The 14,625-nt window shown below is 64.8% G+C and carries 14 protein-coding genes; 1 reads left to right on the forward strand and 13 read right to left on the reverse strand.

The annotated features are described in order from the left end of the window. The 9 genes from PMI42_RS30760 to PMI42_RS30800 all read right to left on the reverse strand — a co-directional run. Nucleotides 1-338: nitrilase-related carbon-nitrogen hydrolase (locus PMI42_RS30760; protein WP_008141989.1), on the reverse strand; the 338-nt coding region annotated here is incomplete at its 3' end. Nucleotides 339-351: 13 nt separating this feature from the next. Then, the gene (locus tag PMI42_RS30765; RefSeq protein ID WP_008141991.1) at nucleotides 352-1,341 is read right to left on the reverse strand and encodes an acetamidase/formamidase family protein; all 990 of its coding nucleotides are present in this window, start codon (nucleotides 1,339-1,341) and stop codon (nucleotides 352-354) included. A gap of 29 nt (nucleotides 1,342-1,370) precedes the next feature. After that, the gene (locus tag PMI42_RS30770; protein ID WP_008141993.1) at nucleotides 1,371-2,090 is read right to left on the reverse strand and encodes an ABC transporter ATP-binding protein; all 720 of its coding nucleotides are present in this window, start codon (nucleotides 2,088-2,090) and stop codon (nucleotides 1,371-1,373) included. Nucleotide 2,091: 1 nt separating this feature from the next. Next, entirely contained in the window at nucleotides 2,092-2,808 is a 717-nt protein-coding gene (locus PMI42_RS30775; RefSeq protein WP_008141996.1) for an ABC transporter ATP-binding protein, read from the reverse strand. Beyond that, complete coding sequence (locus PMI42_RS30780; protein ID WP_008141998.1) at nucleotides 2,808-3,872, reverse strand: branched-chain amino acid ABC transporter permease; 1,065 nt, start codon at nucleotides 3,870-3,872, stop codon at nucleotides 2,808-2,810. Before PMI42_RS30780 ends, PMI42_RS30775 begins: the two co-directional genes overlap by 1 nt. A gap of 15 nt (nucleotides 3,873-3,887) precedes the next feature. Next, nucleotides 3,888-4,760: an ABC transporter permease subunit gene (locus PMI42_RS30785; RefSeq protein ID WP_008142000.1), complete on the reverse strand. Its 873-nt coding sequence runs from the start codon at nucleotides 4,758-4,760 to the stop codon at nucleotides 3,888-3,890. 104 nt (nucleotides 4,761-4,864) lie between these two features. Continuing rightward, the gene (locus PMI42_RS30790; protein WP_008142002.1) at nucleotides 4,865-6,118 is read right to left on the reverse strand and encodes an urea ABC transporter substrate-binding protein; all 1,254 of its coding nucleotides are present in this window, start codon (nucleotides 6,116-6,118) and stop codon (nucleotides 4,865-4,867) included. 10 nt (nucleotides 6,119-6,128) lie between these two features. Continuing rightward, nucleotides 6,129-6,794, reverse strand: coding sequence for an ANTAR domain-containing response regulator (locus PMI42_RS30795; RefSeq protein ID WP_008142004.1), 666 nt, complete (start codon nucleotides 6,792-6,794; stop codon nucleotides 6,129-6,131). Then, on the reverse strand, nucleotides 6,791-7,951 hold the full coding sequence (locus PMI42_RS30800) for a transporter substrate-binding domain-containing protein (RefSeq protein ID WP_008142006.1): 1,161 nt from the start codon (nucleotides 7,949-7,951) through the stop codon (nucleotides 6,791-6,793). The genes PMI42_RS30795 and PMI42_RS30800 overlap by 4 nt, the downstream gene beginning before the upstream one ends. 93 nt (nucleotides 7,952-8,044) lie before the next feature. On the opposite strand from PMI42_RS30800, the gene PMI42_RS40680 reads away from it, so the two are divergent. Beyond that, nucleotides 8,045-8,170, forward strand: coding sequence for a hypothetical protein (locus PMI42_RS40680; RefSeq protein ID WP_256468200.1), 126 nt, complete (start codon nucleotides 8,045-8,047; stop codon nucleotides 8,168-8,170). A 178-nt stretch (nucleotides 8,171-8,348) separates the two neighbouring features. Here PMI42_RS40680 and PMI42_RS30805 read toward each other — a convergent pair whose 3' ends face one another. The 4 genes from PMI42_RS30805 to lhpI form a co-directional block, all read right to left on the reverse strand. Next, nucleotides 8,349-8,780: a RidA family protein gene (locus tag PMI42_RS30805; RefSeq protein ID WP_008142008.1), complete on the reverse strand. Its 432-nt coding sequence runs from the start codon at nucleotides 8,778-8,780 to the stop codon at nucleotides 8,349-8,351. Between the two features lie 19 nt (nucleotides 8,781-8,799). Continuing rightward, the gene (locus PMI42_RS30810; protein ID WP_008142010.1) at nucleotides 8,800-9,978 is read right to left on the reverse strand and encodes an acyl-CoA dehydrogenase family protein; all 1,179 of its coding nucleotides are present in this window, start codon (nucleotides 9,976-9,978) and stop codon (nucleotides 8,800-8,802) included. Nucleotides 9,979-10,404: 426 nt separating this feature from the next. Continuing rightward, nucleotides 10,405-13,722: a molybdopterin-dependent oxidoreductase gene (locus tag PMI42_RS30815; protein WP_008142012.1), complete on the reverse strand. Its 3,318-nt coding sequence runs from the start codon at nucleotides 13,720-13,722 to the stop codon at nucleotides 10,405-10,407. Nucleotides 13,723-13,724: 2 nt separating this feature from the next. Continuing rightward, nucleotides 13,725-14,625 (reverse strand): bifunctional Delta(1)-pyrroline-2-carboxylate/Delta(1)-piperideine-2-carboxylate reductase (gene lhpI / locus PMI42_RS30820; protein WP_008142015.1); only part of this gene is annotated, 901 nt, incomplete at its 5' end.

Raw genomic sequence — 14,625 nt, forward strand, 5'->3', positions numbered from 1 at the left:
CCCCCGACGATGCCGTCGGGCCCGATCAGGACAGCCGAGTTGAAATAGATGCCGTCCTCGTCGACCTCCGGCATGCCGACAACGATGTAGCAATCATGCTTGCTCGCCAGCGCCGCAAAGCGGCTCGTGGTCGGTCCCGGGATCGTCTCGACGAAAGGGGCGACCTCGGCGCGGTCGAACCAGCAATAGCCGGTCGTTCCCATTTCCGGCGTGACGATCAGCTTTGCGCCGGCCTCCGCCGCCTGCTCGCAGAGTTCGAGCAGGCGCGCGACATTGCGCTCCTTCTCGAACATGGCCGGCTCGAACTGGACGGCGGCGACCTTGTGGATGATGGACATGATCCGGCCGGCGTCAAACGAGATAGGATTTCTTGATGGAGGCGCCGAGCGTGTATTTGGGATCGACCATATTGCCGACACGCATGCGTCCGGCCTGAGTTAGCAGCATGTAGGCATCGATCTCGTCAAAACCGTAGTCGGCCGCCATCCAGCGGCAGAGCTCGCGATAGGCAATGCGCGCCGCATCCTCCATCGGCCGCGCCGAGCCGATCGTCATGATGAAGTCCCTGGTCTCGAGCCGTGGCCAGGCGATGGTCCAGTTCTTGATGAGATCGATCTGCACCGTGGTCACGGTCGGATGCTCGATGGCAACACCGCAGAGCTCACCGTCGCCTTGTGCGGCATGGCAGTCGCCGAGATAAAGCAGCGCCCCCTTGGTGTTGACCGGCAGGTAAATGACGGCGCCGACACCGACATCGGGAAGGTCCATGTTGCCACCATAATAGTCCGGAACCAGCGACGAGATCGCCTCGATCTCCGGCGAGGTGCCGATCGTGCCGATGAACGGCTCATAGGGCAGCGTGATCTTGTCGTTCCACTTCGTTCCGGTCTTGGCATCGATCTCGAGCTTCTTGACTCGCTCGGGCAACGCGGGATTGAGCAGCGCAGTTTGGCCGGTACTGACCAACCCTCCGAAATCCGGCATGACCACGGTGGTACCGCACGGTTGCGGTCCCCGTGGCACGATGCTTTCGATATAGACGGCCAGCACGTCGCCTTTCTCGGCACCATTGACATGGATCGGCCCGTTCTGCGGATTGAGGAACGGGAAGTTGAGGATTTTTGACGGGCTGTCGGTCTCATGCTTGATGGCGCCTTCGAACGCATCATGCGTCTCGGCGGAGACGACCGCGCCGGGATCGACGGTGAGCACCGGATTCACATAGGGGCCGTAGACATAATGGTACTTGCCCTGCTCGCTCTCCGTGATCGTATATTCCGTGCCGCGCTTGCCCTTGGCGACACCTTTGCGTGCCATGATGGACTCGTTTTGCCAGGCCATTGCTGTTCTCCTTGGTTGGGCGTCGTTTCTTAGACTGCCAGGTGGCGGCGCATCTCCGCCTCGTCGTCGAGTGCGGAGCGATCGAGGCTTGCGACGATGCGCCCCTTGTCCATGACGTAGCAGCGCTGCGCCATGGCGCGGATCATGTCGAGATTCTGCTCGACCAGGATGATGGTCACGCCGGTCCTGCGGTTGAGCTCGACCATGTTGCGCGCGATGTCCTGGACGATGTTGGGCTGGATGCCCTCCGACGGCTCGTCGAGCAGGATCAGATTGGGATCGGCGATCAGGACCCGCCCGATCGCGAGTTGCTGCTGCTGGCCGCCGGACATGGTGCCGGCGCGCTGCTGCCAGCGGTCTTCGAGGATCGGAAACGCTTCGACGATCTTGCGCCGTCCCGCCTCGGGAATGCCGCCGCCCTTGATCGCGGCGCCGACCGCGACGTTCTCGCCGACGGTCAGGCGCGGAAACACGTCGCGTCCCTGCGGCACGTAGCCCATGCCGAGGCGCGCCCGCTTGTGCGCCGGCAGCGATTCCACCGCTTCGCCGCGATAGACGATCGAGCCGCTCATCGCCGGCACGAGCCCGATCAGGCTCTTCATCAGCGTCGACTTGCCGACCCCGTTGCGCCCGATGACGGCGACGATCTCGCCTTCCCGCACCTCGATCTCGAGGCCCTGGAGCACGGGCTTGCCGCCATAGCCGGCGCGCAGCGCCAACGTCGAGAGGATCACCTCCTTGCGCGGCATATCAAGCATGCGCCTGCCCCAGATAGATCGCCGCCACGCGTTCGTCGGCCACGATCTCGTCGATCGAGCCTTGCGCGAAGACCTGGCCGAGATGCAGCACGGTGACGCGCTGGGCGACCTGACGCACGAACGCCATATCGTGCTCGATCGCCAGCACCGTCATGCCGCCGGCATTGAGCCGCTGCACCATTTCGCCGGTCAAATGGGTTTCCTCCGGAGACATGCCGGCGGTCGGCTCGTCGAGCAACAGAAGACTCGGTTTCAAGCTGATCGCCATGCCGATCTCGAGCCATTGCTTCTGGCCGTGACTGAGATTTCCGGCACTCTGCGCCTGCTCGCTTTCCAGCCCGAGGAAGACGAGCAGTCTGTCGATCTCCGCTTCGAGCTCCCGACCGCGATGTCGGCTCTGCAAGGCGATCTCGAGGTTCTGGCGGACCGATAGACCCTTGAAAACTCCAGGCACCTGGAACTTGACCGACAGTCCGCGGCGGATCCGCGCAAAGGACTTCAGCGCCGTGATGTTCTCTCCCGCGAAGAGGACATCGCCGCTGCCAGGATGGTGCTCGCCGAGGATCAGGCGGAACAGCGTGCTCTTGCCGGCGCCGTTCGGGCCAATCAGGCAGTGGATCTCGCCCGCCTCCAACGTGAGGTCGACGGCATTGGTGACGTGCAGGCCGCCAAAATGCTTGTTCAGTTTACGAAGCTCGAGCAACGACATCAGCCGGCCCTTTGGCTGAGGCGCGCGGCGAGCCGCCCGAGCCAGTTCATCGTCCCGAGCACGAGACCGTTCGGGGCGATGAGGACGGTCAGCACCAGCAGCACACCCATGAAGACGAGTGCATACTGGCTGCCGTAGATCGTGAGCGCCTGGAATGCCGCCAGCACGACCAGCGTGCCGACCACGGTCGAGGTCAGATCACTGCGGCCGCCGACCGCAACCCAGATCAGCGGCAGCGCCGCTGCCGTCATGCCCATGCTCGACGGGGTGATATATTGTCCCCACGCCGTGTAGAGCACGCCCGATATCCCGGCAAGCGCGGCGCCGATGACGAAGGTGATGAGCTGGTACTTGCGCACGTCGTAGCCCAGCATCTCCGCGCGTTCGGGGTTCTCGCGGATCGCGACGATCACGTTGCCGAACGACGAGTTCATCAGGATGCGCAAGGCCAGATAGACGAAGACCAAAAGGCCAAGCACGAAATAGTAGAGCCCGACATCGGCGAATAGCACGATCGGCTCGCCCGGCCACGGGATGGTCAGCGGCGGCATCGCACTCATGCCGTTGAAGCCGTTGAGCCTTGCGCTGCCGATGTGCCACTCAGGCCCCGCGGTCTGCGCCATGAAGCGCTCCAGCATCAAGGTCACCGCGAGCGTGACGATGCCGAGGAAGACGCCGGCGATGCGGCCGAAGAACATGAAATAGCCGAGCAAGGCTGCAAAGAACGCCGCAATCGCGACCGCCGCCACCAGCGCCACCAATGTGAATCCATAGGCCGAACCGAAATTGAGGGTCAGGATGCCGTAGCCGTACCCCGCGATACCGAAGAACGCCGTTTGCCCGAAAGACAGTGAGCCGCCATAGCCCCAGATCAGGCAGAGGCTGAGGGCGATGAACACCCAGACGAAGAAGTAGACGGTGTTGCCGACCGTGTAGCCGTCGCTGAACAGCGGATAGGCGAGCGCGATCATCATCACGACGGCAAACAGGCTCCAGAAGGCTGGACCACGACCGACGGTCTGCGGGCCTTCGAGACGACGAAAGAAAGAGACCAAACCGCTCACGACGCCATCACTCCGTCAGGTGCGTTCGCGCAGCACGAAGCCGGAGATGCCCTTCGGCAGCACCCGGACCACGATGATGACGGCGACCAAAAGACCGATCTGACCGAACAACTGCCCCTGCCAGGACGTCATCCCCGACTTCACGATCGCAAGCAGGCCACCGGCGGGCGCCGTGCCGAGAAACACGTCGGCGCCGCCGATCACCACGGTGACGAATGCCTCCATGATGAAGGTTGCGCCCATGGTCGGCACCAGCGTCATGGTTGGCGCGTAAAGCCCGCCTGCGAGGCCAGCGAGCCCTGCGCCGCAGGCGAAGGTGAGGCTGTAGATCAGACGGGTGTCGACCCCGAGCGCGGCGGCCATATGCGGGACCTGAATGGTGGCGCGCGCCAGCACCCCGAATCGGGTCCAGTTGAACAGCGCGTAGAGCCCGGCCAGCACGCCGAGCGCGGCGCAGAACAGCACGATGCGATAGATCGAATAGGAGTAGTCGCCGACCTGGAAACTGCCGAACGGCGTGCCGACGCCCGCCATGGTCGAGCCGACCATGATCAGCGTCCCCTGCGTGGCGATCAGGCTGAGCCCCCAAGTGGCGACGATGGTGTCGAGCGGACGGTCGTAGAGATGGCGGATCACCGCAAGCTCGACCAGCACGCCGACCAGCGCGGATACGACCGTGCCGACCAGGATGCCCAGCGGCAGCGGCAAGCCCGCATGCACGGTCGCGGCCGTCACATACGCGCCGCACATGATGAACTCGCCATGGGCGAGATTGATCACGCCCATCATGCCGAAGATCACCGCGAGCCCGCAGGCCGAGAGCACCAGGAACGCGAAGGCGTCACCGAATTGATAGAGCGCCGAAAAGACGTGGGTCGCGATGTCCATGAACCAACCAGTCTGGGGGAAGACGCGAAATTGTCGTCGCAGGATGTCCGTGATCGCCCCGGCCCGCCGGCAACGCCGGAGGGCCGAGGCGATCAGCCGCCGGGTCAGGGTTTCGGCGGCGGATTCGATGGCGTGTACTGGGCCATCGGATCTTTCTTGGTGAGGTCGCAGCCGGCCTCACCAAGCCAGTACGGCTTGATGTCCTCCCAGGTCTTCGGGAAGGAGATCGCGTGATCCGCGCCAACCTTGGCCAGATAGATCGTGTGCGACATGTGCTGGCTCTTGGGATCGATGCAGACCTTGCCCTCCGGCGCATCCATGCAGACGTCGCCCATCGCGATCACCTTGCGGATGTCCTCGCGCTTCGTCGACTTCGCCCGCTCCACCATCTGCTTGTAGAGATAGACGGCGAGATAGGAGTTTTCGGCCTCCTGGTTCACATAAGGCTCGCTCGGGAATTTGGCCTTGAACTTGGCATAGAACTCCTTGCTCTTGGGCGAGTCGATCTCCTCGATGTAGTTGGTGGTGACGTACATGTCCTTCAGGCTCGGCGGCTTGAAGCGCTTGTGCTCGTAGCCCTGGCCGACGTTGACGGAGGACGCCATCGGCAGGTTGACGTTGGCGGAGGCTGCCTGCTCGTAATAGGAGGCCTGCGCGGTGCCGACCAGCAGCGTGACCACGAAGTCCGGCTTGGCCTTCTGGATGTTCTGGATGCTCTGGGAGAATTGCGACACGCCGAGCGGGATGAATTCCTCGCCGGCCATCTTGCCACCGTTCTCCTTGACGATCTTGCGCACCCACTCCGCCGAGATCTGGCCGAAATTGTAGTCGGCGGCGAGCGTGTAGACGTTCTTGCCGTACTTCTCCATCATGTAGGGAATGAGCGTGGAGAACTGCTGCTCCGGCACCGCGCCGGTGACGATCATGTGGCCGTCGCAGACGCCGCCTTCATACTGATTGTTGTAGAAGGCGAAGCCGTTGAACTGATCGACGATCGGACGGTACGCCTCGCGCGAGGCCGAGGAGAAGCCGGCGAACACGACATCGACCTTGTCGCGCTGGAGCACGCGCCGCATGAACTCCTGATAGCGGGTGTTGTCGGACTGGGTGTCGTATGCGACCAGTTCGATCGGCCGGCCCATGATGCCGCCGGCCTTGTTGATTTCGTCGGCGGCGAGCTGGATGGCGTGGACCTTGCCGATGGTGGCCGCGGCGAAGTCACCGGACTGATCCTCCAGCACACCGAGCTTGATCGGGTTTTCCGCGCCGAGTGCCGGGGCTGATCCAAGATGTGATCCGAGGACAAGCGTCCCCGTGAGGGCTGCGGCACGCAGCCCCCGCAATACAGACTTGCTCATTTTGCTTCTCCTAGATGGCCTGCTTGTCGCCGCCTTGCAGCATGATGCCGGTCGTGCGGCCCGTCGTATCGGGCGGCTTCGCCCGCTTGTTCAGAAACTCCTCGCAATAGAGTTCCATGTTCTGCCGCGCGCGCATGCTTTCGCGACGGAGCCGGGAATAGGCACCCTCCTCGTCAAAGCCGTCCTGCTGCATCAGCAGGATGACGGCCCGGACCACCGCGCGGCGACCGCGACGGCGCTCCTCGAGGTCCTGCAGGCGCTCGAACATTTCGGCACGCAGCAGGAACTGGTTGATGCCCATGAAAAGCGACGTATAGACCGCGCCGCCATGCACCGGCTTGCGCAGGAATGAGGTGGCACCGAGATTGACCAGCGCCTTGAGCCGGCTTGGCGCCTCGACGCCGACGAGCCCGATCACCGGCGCCGGCGGCAACCGCGAGGCCGGGTTGATCTCGATCGCAACCGCGCCTTCGAGATCGCCGTCGACGAACAGGATGTCCCGATCGGCCTGGAGGCTCGCAGCGTCGATCTGGGCGCGGCCATCGACGATCTCCGGATATTCGGTTGAGACCCCGAGCTTGGCCAGCGTCGTTTCGAGTGTGCTTTCCCATTCGCCTCGCCGGGTGACGACGATGGCGCGGCCACCCTTGAAGTTCTGCAGCAGTCGAGAGCTCATGATTGCACCACCTTCAACAGCGGAGAGCGCATCGCGCTGGCAAAGCGCGGCGACGACTGAACAAGATACGGATCGGGCGCGATCGGCTCGCGGGATTCGAGGAGCACCTCGAACTGCCCGCTCGCGGCCGAGCGGCCGATCCGTGGCGTGAGCCAGGCGTGAAAGGTCTGCCGGTCGATGCGGACCTCTCCTTGCGGGGCGCGCAGTCGCTGGTCGGCCACGGCGGCGCGCACCGTGCGGGCGTCGTCAGTCCCGGCCTGTGACAATGCCGCTGCGAGCAGCTTGACCGCGATGTAGGACGATTCTGCATCTGCCGACGAGACCGGTCCATTCGGAAAGGACGCGGTATAGGCGCGAATGAACGCCGCATTTTCCGGAGAATTCAGCGAGGAGAAATAGACACTCGAAGACAGATGTCCGTCGACCGCGTCCGGACCGATCTCGGGCAATTCCGGCTCCGACAGCGTGCAGCTCGCGACCGGGATTTCGGCAGCCTGGTCGATGCCGCGCGCGCGGCAGGCGGCCCGGAACGCTCGGAAGAAGGCATAGGCACTCGTGCCGATCAGATTGTTGAAGACGAAATCCGGTCGCTGATCGATGATGGCCGCGATCACCTGGTCGACCTCGGTATCGCCGACCGGGAGATAGCGCTCGGCGAGCACCGCGCCGCCGCGCGCGATCAGCGCCTCGCGAAAGATGCGGTTGTTCTCCCAGGCCCAGATGTAGTTGGAGCCCACACAAAAGGCGCGAGAGCCGACCCGGGATGCCAGGTAATCGACCAATGGCAGCACGTGCTGGTTCGGGGCCGCGCCGGTGTAGATGACGTTATCGGAGCTTTCGAAGCCCTCGTAGTGAGACGGATACCACAGCAGTCCGTCGAACTTCTCGAAGCACGGGATCACCTCCTTGCGGCTCGACGAGGTGTAGCAGCCCACCACGTGGCGAATGCCGGAGCCCAGGAGTTCGAGGCTGAGCGAACGATACCGAGCGAGGTCGCCGGAAGGATTGACCACGACCGGTTCCAGCAAGATGTCGCCACCGCCCGCATTGACCTCCTGGAAGGCGAGCAATGCGCCATTGAGGATCGAGCGCGCGACAACGCTGTAGGAGCCCGTTGTCGAGAACATCACGCCAATTCGATACCGCTTCTGCGTCATCACTCGATCCAAAACAAAAAAGCGCCCGTCGGCTGTGAAGCCGAGGGCGCCCTCGCCGCCAACCGAACACGCGATGAAAGCGTGGCGTTGGAAATGGTTGAACTCACCGCGTTGATGGGCCGTCTTGCCCTACGCTTGCACGATACGGTCGTTGAGATCGGGTACTATGTCAAGCGCGTTGTTGCAGCGGAAATTGCCGCAATTCGTGCCGGCCTGTAGCAAAACTGTGCAAGGTGGCGCATGCCGCGGAACGGGCCCGAGAAGGCGGCGGGTCGAATTGAACGACCAAAGGCGACAGGATCCGGCCTGGATTTCCTGCCCCAGGACAAGCAAGCAAGCGACCTCCATGGTCGGGCCTGGGGGAAACCCGGCCGCGTTGCGGAATGCGGCGCGCTCGTCAGCGTGGAACGACAGCCGTCGCTTCGATCTCGACACGCGCGGAGGTCTCGACCAGACGAACGACCTGCACGAGTGCCATGCTCGGGTAGTGCGCACCGATCACGTCGCGATACACCTTGCCGAGCGCCTTGAGATTGGAGACGTATTCGTCCATGTCGACGACATACCAGGTCAGGCGGACGAGATGTTCGGGTCTCGCACCGCCCTCCGCCAGGATCGCGGCGATGTTTTCCAGCGCCAGCCGGACCTGCGCGACAAACCCGTCGGCAAATCGCCCCGTTACGTCCCAGCCGACGACGCCCCCCGTCACGACGAGGCGTCCCTCGGCCATGATACCGTTGGAATAGCCCTTCGGCTGCGGCCAGCCGCTGGGCTGAAGCACTTGCAGACCGCGGGTCGCGCCGGCTTCCGGCTTTCTCGTCGTGCTCATGCGGAATTCTCAGCCCCTCTCAGCGCGGCTTCAAGAGGTCGCGCGCGACAATCAATTTCTGAACCTCGGTCGCGCCCTCATAGATGCGCAGCGCGCGGATTTCGCGGTAGAGGCTTTCGACGATCTCGCCCTTGCGCACACCGCGACCGCCGAACATCTGGACGGCCCGGTCGATGACGCGCTGCGCAGTCTCGGTCGCCGTCAGTTTCGCCATCGCCGCTTCGCGCGTCGTCGGCAGCTTCTGGACATCGCGGCGCCAGGCCGCGCGGTAGGTCAGGAGCGCGGCGGCGTCGGTGTCGGTCGCCATGTCGCCGAGCGCGGCCTGGGTCAGTTGCAGGTCCCCCAGCGTCGCACCGAACATGCGCCGGCTGCGTGCATGCGACAGCGCTTCGTCGAGCGCGCGCCGGGCAAAGCCGAGCGCCGCAGCCGCAACCGATGCACGGAAAATATCCAGCGTCTGCATAGCAAGCTTGAACCCGCCGCCCGGCACGCCGAGACGACGGCTCGCCGGGATCCGGCAATTGGCAAAGCGCAACGTTGCCAGCGGATGCGGCGCGATGACGTCGATCCGCTCGGCGATGCCGAAGCCGGGATCATCGGGAAACACGACGAAGGCCGAGATGCCGCGCGCACCCGGCGCCTCGCCGGTCCGCGCAAACAGCGTGTAGACGTCGGCAATGCCGCCGTTGGAGATCCAGGTCTTCTCGCCGTCGATGACGTAGTCGTTGCCGTCGGCGCGCGCGGTGCAGGACATCGCCGCAACGTCAGATCCCGCGTCTTTCTCGGACAGCGCGAAGGCCGCGAGCCATTCGCCGGAGCGCACTTTCGGCAGCACGGCCTTGCGCAGCTCCACAGAACCGCCGAGCGCGATCGCGCCGGAGCCGAGACCCTGCATGGCGAAGGCGAAATCGGCGAGGCCATCGGTATAGGCAAGCGACTCGCGCGACAGGCAGATCGAACGAGAATCGATCGTCGCGGCATCGCCATTGGGCGCCGCGACCGCGCAATTGAGCAGCCCAGCCTCACCCATTGCGCGCACCAGGCCGCGGCAGGCGCGATCGATGTCGCTGTGATCGATCTTGTCGAGGGCTCCCGACTGCACGAAGCGGTCGAGTGCATCGCCGATCGCATGATGACGCGGCTCGAAAAACGGCCAGTCGAGCCATTCGCGCCGGATTACTTTTGCCACGGAGCTCATCCGATCCCTCCTCCGCTCACTGCGCGGCCAGCCGGGCCGCCGCTGCTACAGACCATGCGCATGATCGCCTCGCTTTCGCCGGGTCATGCCATGTGCCGAACCTTCGCCTCAATTATTTTAAGCTTAAAATATTTCGCTGATGCGTGCCTTGTCAAGGAGGGTTCTGCAAAGACCCCGGCGATGGGTCGGCTCGTGGCACTGGTCTTGAGGTACAGTGCAAATCGGATACCGAGCGACGCCGATTATGGTGTGCGGAGGTCGATCACTCCAAAGAACGAGCGCCATATCGCGCCTTCGGACGTTTCCTGATCTGCCGGGCGCACTTGCTGGCTTCCAACCGATTGAAAAGCCCGAACGCGCCCGAAGCTTGATGATCCGGACATCACGCACGGGACCGTCGAGAAGGCTCCGGCTTCCGCTAGCCCATCATGCGTCGATGACAAGATCGGAGAGCGGAACGGCCTGGCAGGTCAGGCACTGCCCTTCATCCAGATCCGCGCAATCGACGAGATGACGAATCTCGCCGCTCTTCATCGGCACGGCGCAGCTTTCGCACTGTCCGACGCGGCAGCCGCTCGGAAGCGTCAGTCCGGCGCCTTCGGCCGCCGCGAGAATGCTGGTCAGCGGCACCTGCGGCGACCATGTCAGCGTTCGGCCCGAACGGGCGAAATGAATCTGGCGCGGCACGAGACCATCGAGCGCGGGTGGCGCGGGCGAGCGGAAACGTTCCCTGAAGATCTCGAAGGCGGGCACGCCACGCGCCTGGAGACCCGCGCTGACCTCGTCCATCATCGCATCGGAGGCGCACATGTAGAAGCGCGCACGCTTGTGCAACAATTCGGGATCGATATCCGAAACGGTAAACCGGCCCTGCCGGTCAAACCGGTCGCCGCTTCGCGGCCGGCTCAAATGCGTAACCAGGGTCAGGTTCGGCAGCCTCTGCCGCAGCGCCTCGAGCCGATGCTGGAACGGCCGGCTCTGGCCATCCCGGCAGCCATAATGCAGCATGACGCGCGGCTCATCCGCGGCCCCCTCCAGCGTTTCGAGATAGGACAGGAATGGCGTGATGCCGATGCCGCCGGCGATCAGAACGACGGGAAACTCGTTGCGTCGCGGCAGCACGAAGCCGCCTTTCGGTGGCTGTAGTTCGACGACGTCGCCGGGCGCGAGCGCATGCCTGATCGCCGTCGAGACCTGCCCGCCCTCGATGTGCCTGACGCCGATGGCGTAAGCTTCGGGCGATACGACCGCCGCTCCGGTGAGCGAATAGGAGCGGATCGCCTCGCCGATCCGGACGCTGACATATTGGCCCGGCCGGAAAGCCGGAAGCGAACCGCCGTCGACGGGCCGCAATGTCAGGGCAACCACATCGGAACATTCCTCGCGGCGCTCCGCGACGGCAAATGACCGCCAGCCTTGCCAGGACGTGCTCTCCTCCGGCGCGACATCGCAGGCAAAGGAGCGCAGCGCCAGCGCCCCGCTGAGCGGATCGCGTCCGTTTTCCGCGATGACGGCGTTGAAGCTCGCGCCGACAGGCTGTGTCTCGTCCGGCAGATAGCCCGGCAGGCCAAGATCCGGCGCCGGCTGCCACCAGCCATAATCGCTCGCCACCACGTCCTGCGCGAGCGCATCGTTGAAGGCGGCCCGCATCCGGATCGCGCCCGTGCGGCTGCGCACGCGCATCCAGTCCCCTTCCTCGATATGCCTGCGACGGGCGAGTTCCGGATGAATCTCGGCCGTCGGCTCCGCGCGCTTGCGGCGCAGCGCATTGATGCCGCGATGCTGGCTGTGACAGAAATAGCCGTTGTTGGCCGAAAACAGCGTCAGCGGAAACGCCTCGTCGCGACGCTCGGCGGGTTCGATGAAGCGCGGGACCGCGGGATAGCCATGGCGATGCAGCAGCTCCGAATAGAGCTCGGCCTTGCCGGTCTGCGTGGCAAAGCCGGTTGTCTCATATTTGCGATGGACATGCGCGAGCGGCACCCGAATGCCTTCCGGCTTCGCCCTCAGCGCTTCGAGGTCGAGTCCGAGCGGGGCAAGCAGGTGCTCAAAACCCTTCTCGACATCACCATCGAAGAACAGCTCGCCCATGCCGAGCCGTTTGGCGAGCTGGAACACGATCCACATGTCGGAACGAGCCTCGCCCTGCCGCGGAATCATCTGCGGGCGCAACTGCACCAGTTCCTGCGCTTCGGGCGAAATCTCGAAGCCCAGACGCAACGCCTCGTGCTCCCACGGACTGGAGACCGGCAGCACGATGTCGGCCATCTCGGCGGTCGGGTTGAGGAACGGATCGCAATGGACCTGGAAGTCGAGCGCCTTCAGCGCCTCCCGTCCGCGCTCCGGCGCCGGATGCGACACCAGAAGATTGGAGCCGAACGCGAACAGCGCGCGGACGCGGTAAGGCTTGCCGGTCAGGGCCGCGTCGTAGAAATCGCTGGAGGTGATCCAGCCATCGGTCGGCGGGCCGAGCGGGCGCTGCGAAAGGCCGAGCGTGCGCGCTCGCGTTTCCGGCGCGATCATCGCCATCGAATGCAACGCGGGCACCGGAAGACTGGGCATCCTGACATTGCCGCCCGGCGCATCGAAGCAGCCGGTCAGTGCATAGAGCGTCGCGACGGCGCGTTCGGTCTGTGAGGCATTGGTATGCTGTCCGAGCCCGGTCCAGCCGTGATAGCAGACCGATGCAGCAGCCGCGATCGTGGCCGCGAGCTGCTCGACCTGCGCCGCCGGAATGCCGGTGATGCGCTCCACCGTCGCGGGATCGTAGGGCTCGGCGGCCGCGACATAGTGATCGAAGCCGGTGCGGCAGGCGATCGGGCCATCGAGACCGGCGATGTCGAAGCTTCCTTCGAGCGCGGCTGCCGCGAGCCCGTCCTCAGCCAGGACCGCCCTGCCCGCGGCCTCGTCCCAAACCAGAAAACCGTCGCCTTCGAGCCCGACATCGCCGGCACGCAGAAAACAGCCGTCGCTGTTGCGGACCAAGAAGGCCGCATTGGTCCAGTGCCGCACGAACTTGGCGTCGTAGGCGCGGTTGACGATCAGCCAGCGTGCCAGACCGAGCGCCAGTGCGGCATCGGTGCCGGGGCGAATCCGCAGCCACAGATCGGCATCGCGCGCCGAGCCGGTCCGGCGCGGATCGATCACCGCAAGCCTGGCGCCGCGCGCCTGCGCGGCGCTGATCGCCTCCGCCTGGGCCAGCCATACGTTGGCGGGGTTATGGCCCCAGAGCAGGATCAGTTCGGAATTGCGATAGTCCGCCGTCGGCAGGCCGCAGCCGAAGGTAAAGGCGTGGGCGTGGTCCTTGTGCCAGTTGCAGATCTCGGTGGAAAAACAATTGTTGGGACTGCCGAAACCGCGGATGAAGCGCTGGATCCAGTCGAGGCTGTCGGATGTCGAGGACGAAGACCCCGACGTCACCGCGAACGCGACCGATTCCGGCCCGGTTTCTTCCCGATAGCGCCCGAGCCGTTCGGCGATCTCGCCCAGTGCCTCGTCCCAGGATATCGGCACGAAGCCCGGATCGGCGGCGCCCTTCGGCGCGGTGCGTCGCAAGGGCGTCTTCAGGCGCCGGGCCGAGTGCGCGATCTCCGGAGCGGCCCTGCCCTTGGGGCACAACGCCTTGCCGGTCGGATGGGCCGGATTCGGCCGCACGGCGATCAGCCTGTCATTCTCGACCACGTTGATGGTGCCGCAGCGGGAACGGCACAACGTGCAGAAGCCAGGCTTTTCCTGCTCGGACATCGTCAGGCCTTCGTTGTCGCACGCCCTCGCTCGGGGGAGCGTGTGAGGGAAGCCGGATTGGCTAGCAGGCTCGCGGCCGTGAGATCCTCGATCGCCGCGCCGACCGATTTGAACAGGGTGATCTCGCTGCGGTCAAGGCGGCCAGGTCTGGTGCCATTGGTCAGTTCATGGAGATCGCCGCAGATCCTGTCGGCGCTCCATCTTTTGGCGGCGATGGGTTGCAGCAGGTCTCCCGCCTCGGCGAGTGCGCCGGCATAGGTATCGACGAAGACGCGGCTGCGCAAAACGGCGTCATCGTCGCTTTCGCGCATCTGCGGCCTGAACGCACCGACGAGGTCGAGATGGGTTCCCGGCCGCAGCGATGCCCCCTTGACCAGAGGCTCGGTCGAGGTCGTGGCGCAGCTGACGATGTCAGCCCGCGGCAAGGCTTCGGCGAGGTCAGCCGCAGGGGCCGCATCGATGCCCTGCCGGATGAGCGTGTCGGCCAGCGCCAGCGCGCGCTGAGGATTGCGCCCCCAGACCAGCACCTGTTCGATCGGGCGAACAGCACAGTGCGCGGCAACGAGGTGGGGCGCGAGATGGCCGGTTCCGACAACAAGCAGCGTGCGGCTGTCGGCACGCGACAGATAGTCGGATGCGAGGGCCGAGGCCGCAGCCGTGCGGCGGTTGGTCAGGGCCTCGCCGTCGATCATCGCGCACGGCTGGCCGGTCTGGCCGTCGAGCAGGAAATAGAGCGACGACACCGCGCCCAGGCCGCGGTCCGCATTGTGCGGAAACACCGTGACGATCTTGACGCCGAGCGCCTCGCCGCGGATCCAGGCCGGCATCGTCAGGAGACTGGCGGGCACGCCGTCGAGGCCGACCTCGTAAGCCTGCCGCAATGGCATCGGCTCCCCCCCCCCC

It is taken from the genome of Bradyrhizobium sp. YR681, from assembly GCF_000282615.1.
Lineage (GTDB): Bacteria > Pseudomonadota > Alphaproteobacteria > Rhizobiales > Xanthobacteraceae > Bradyrhizobium.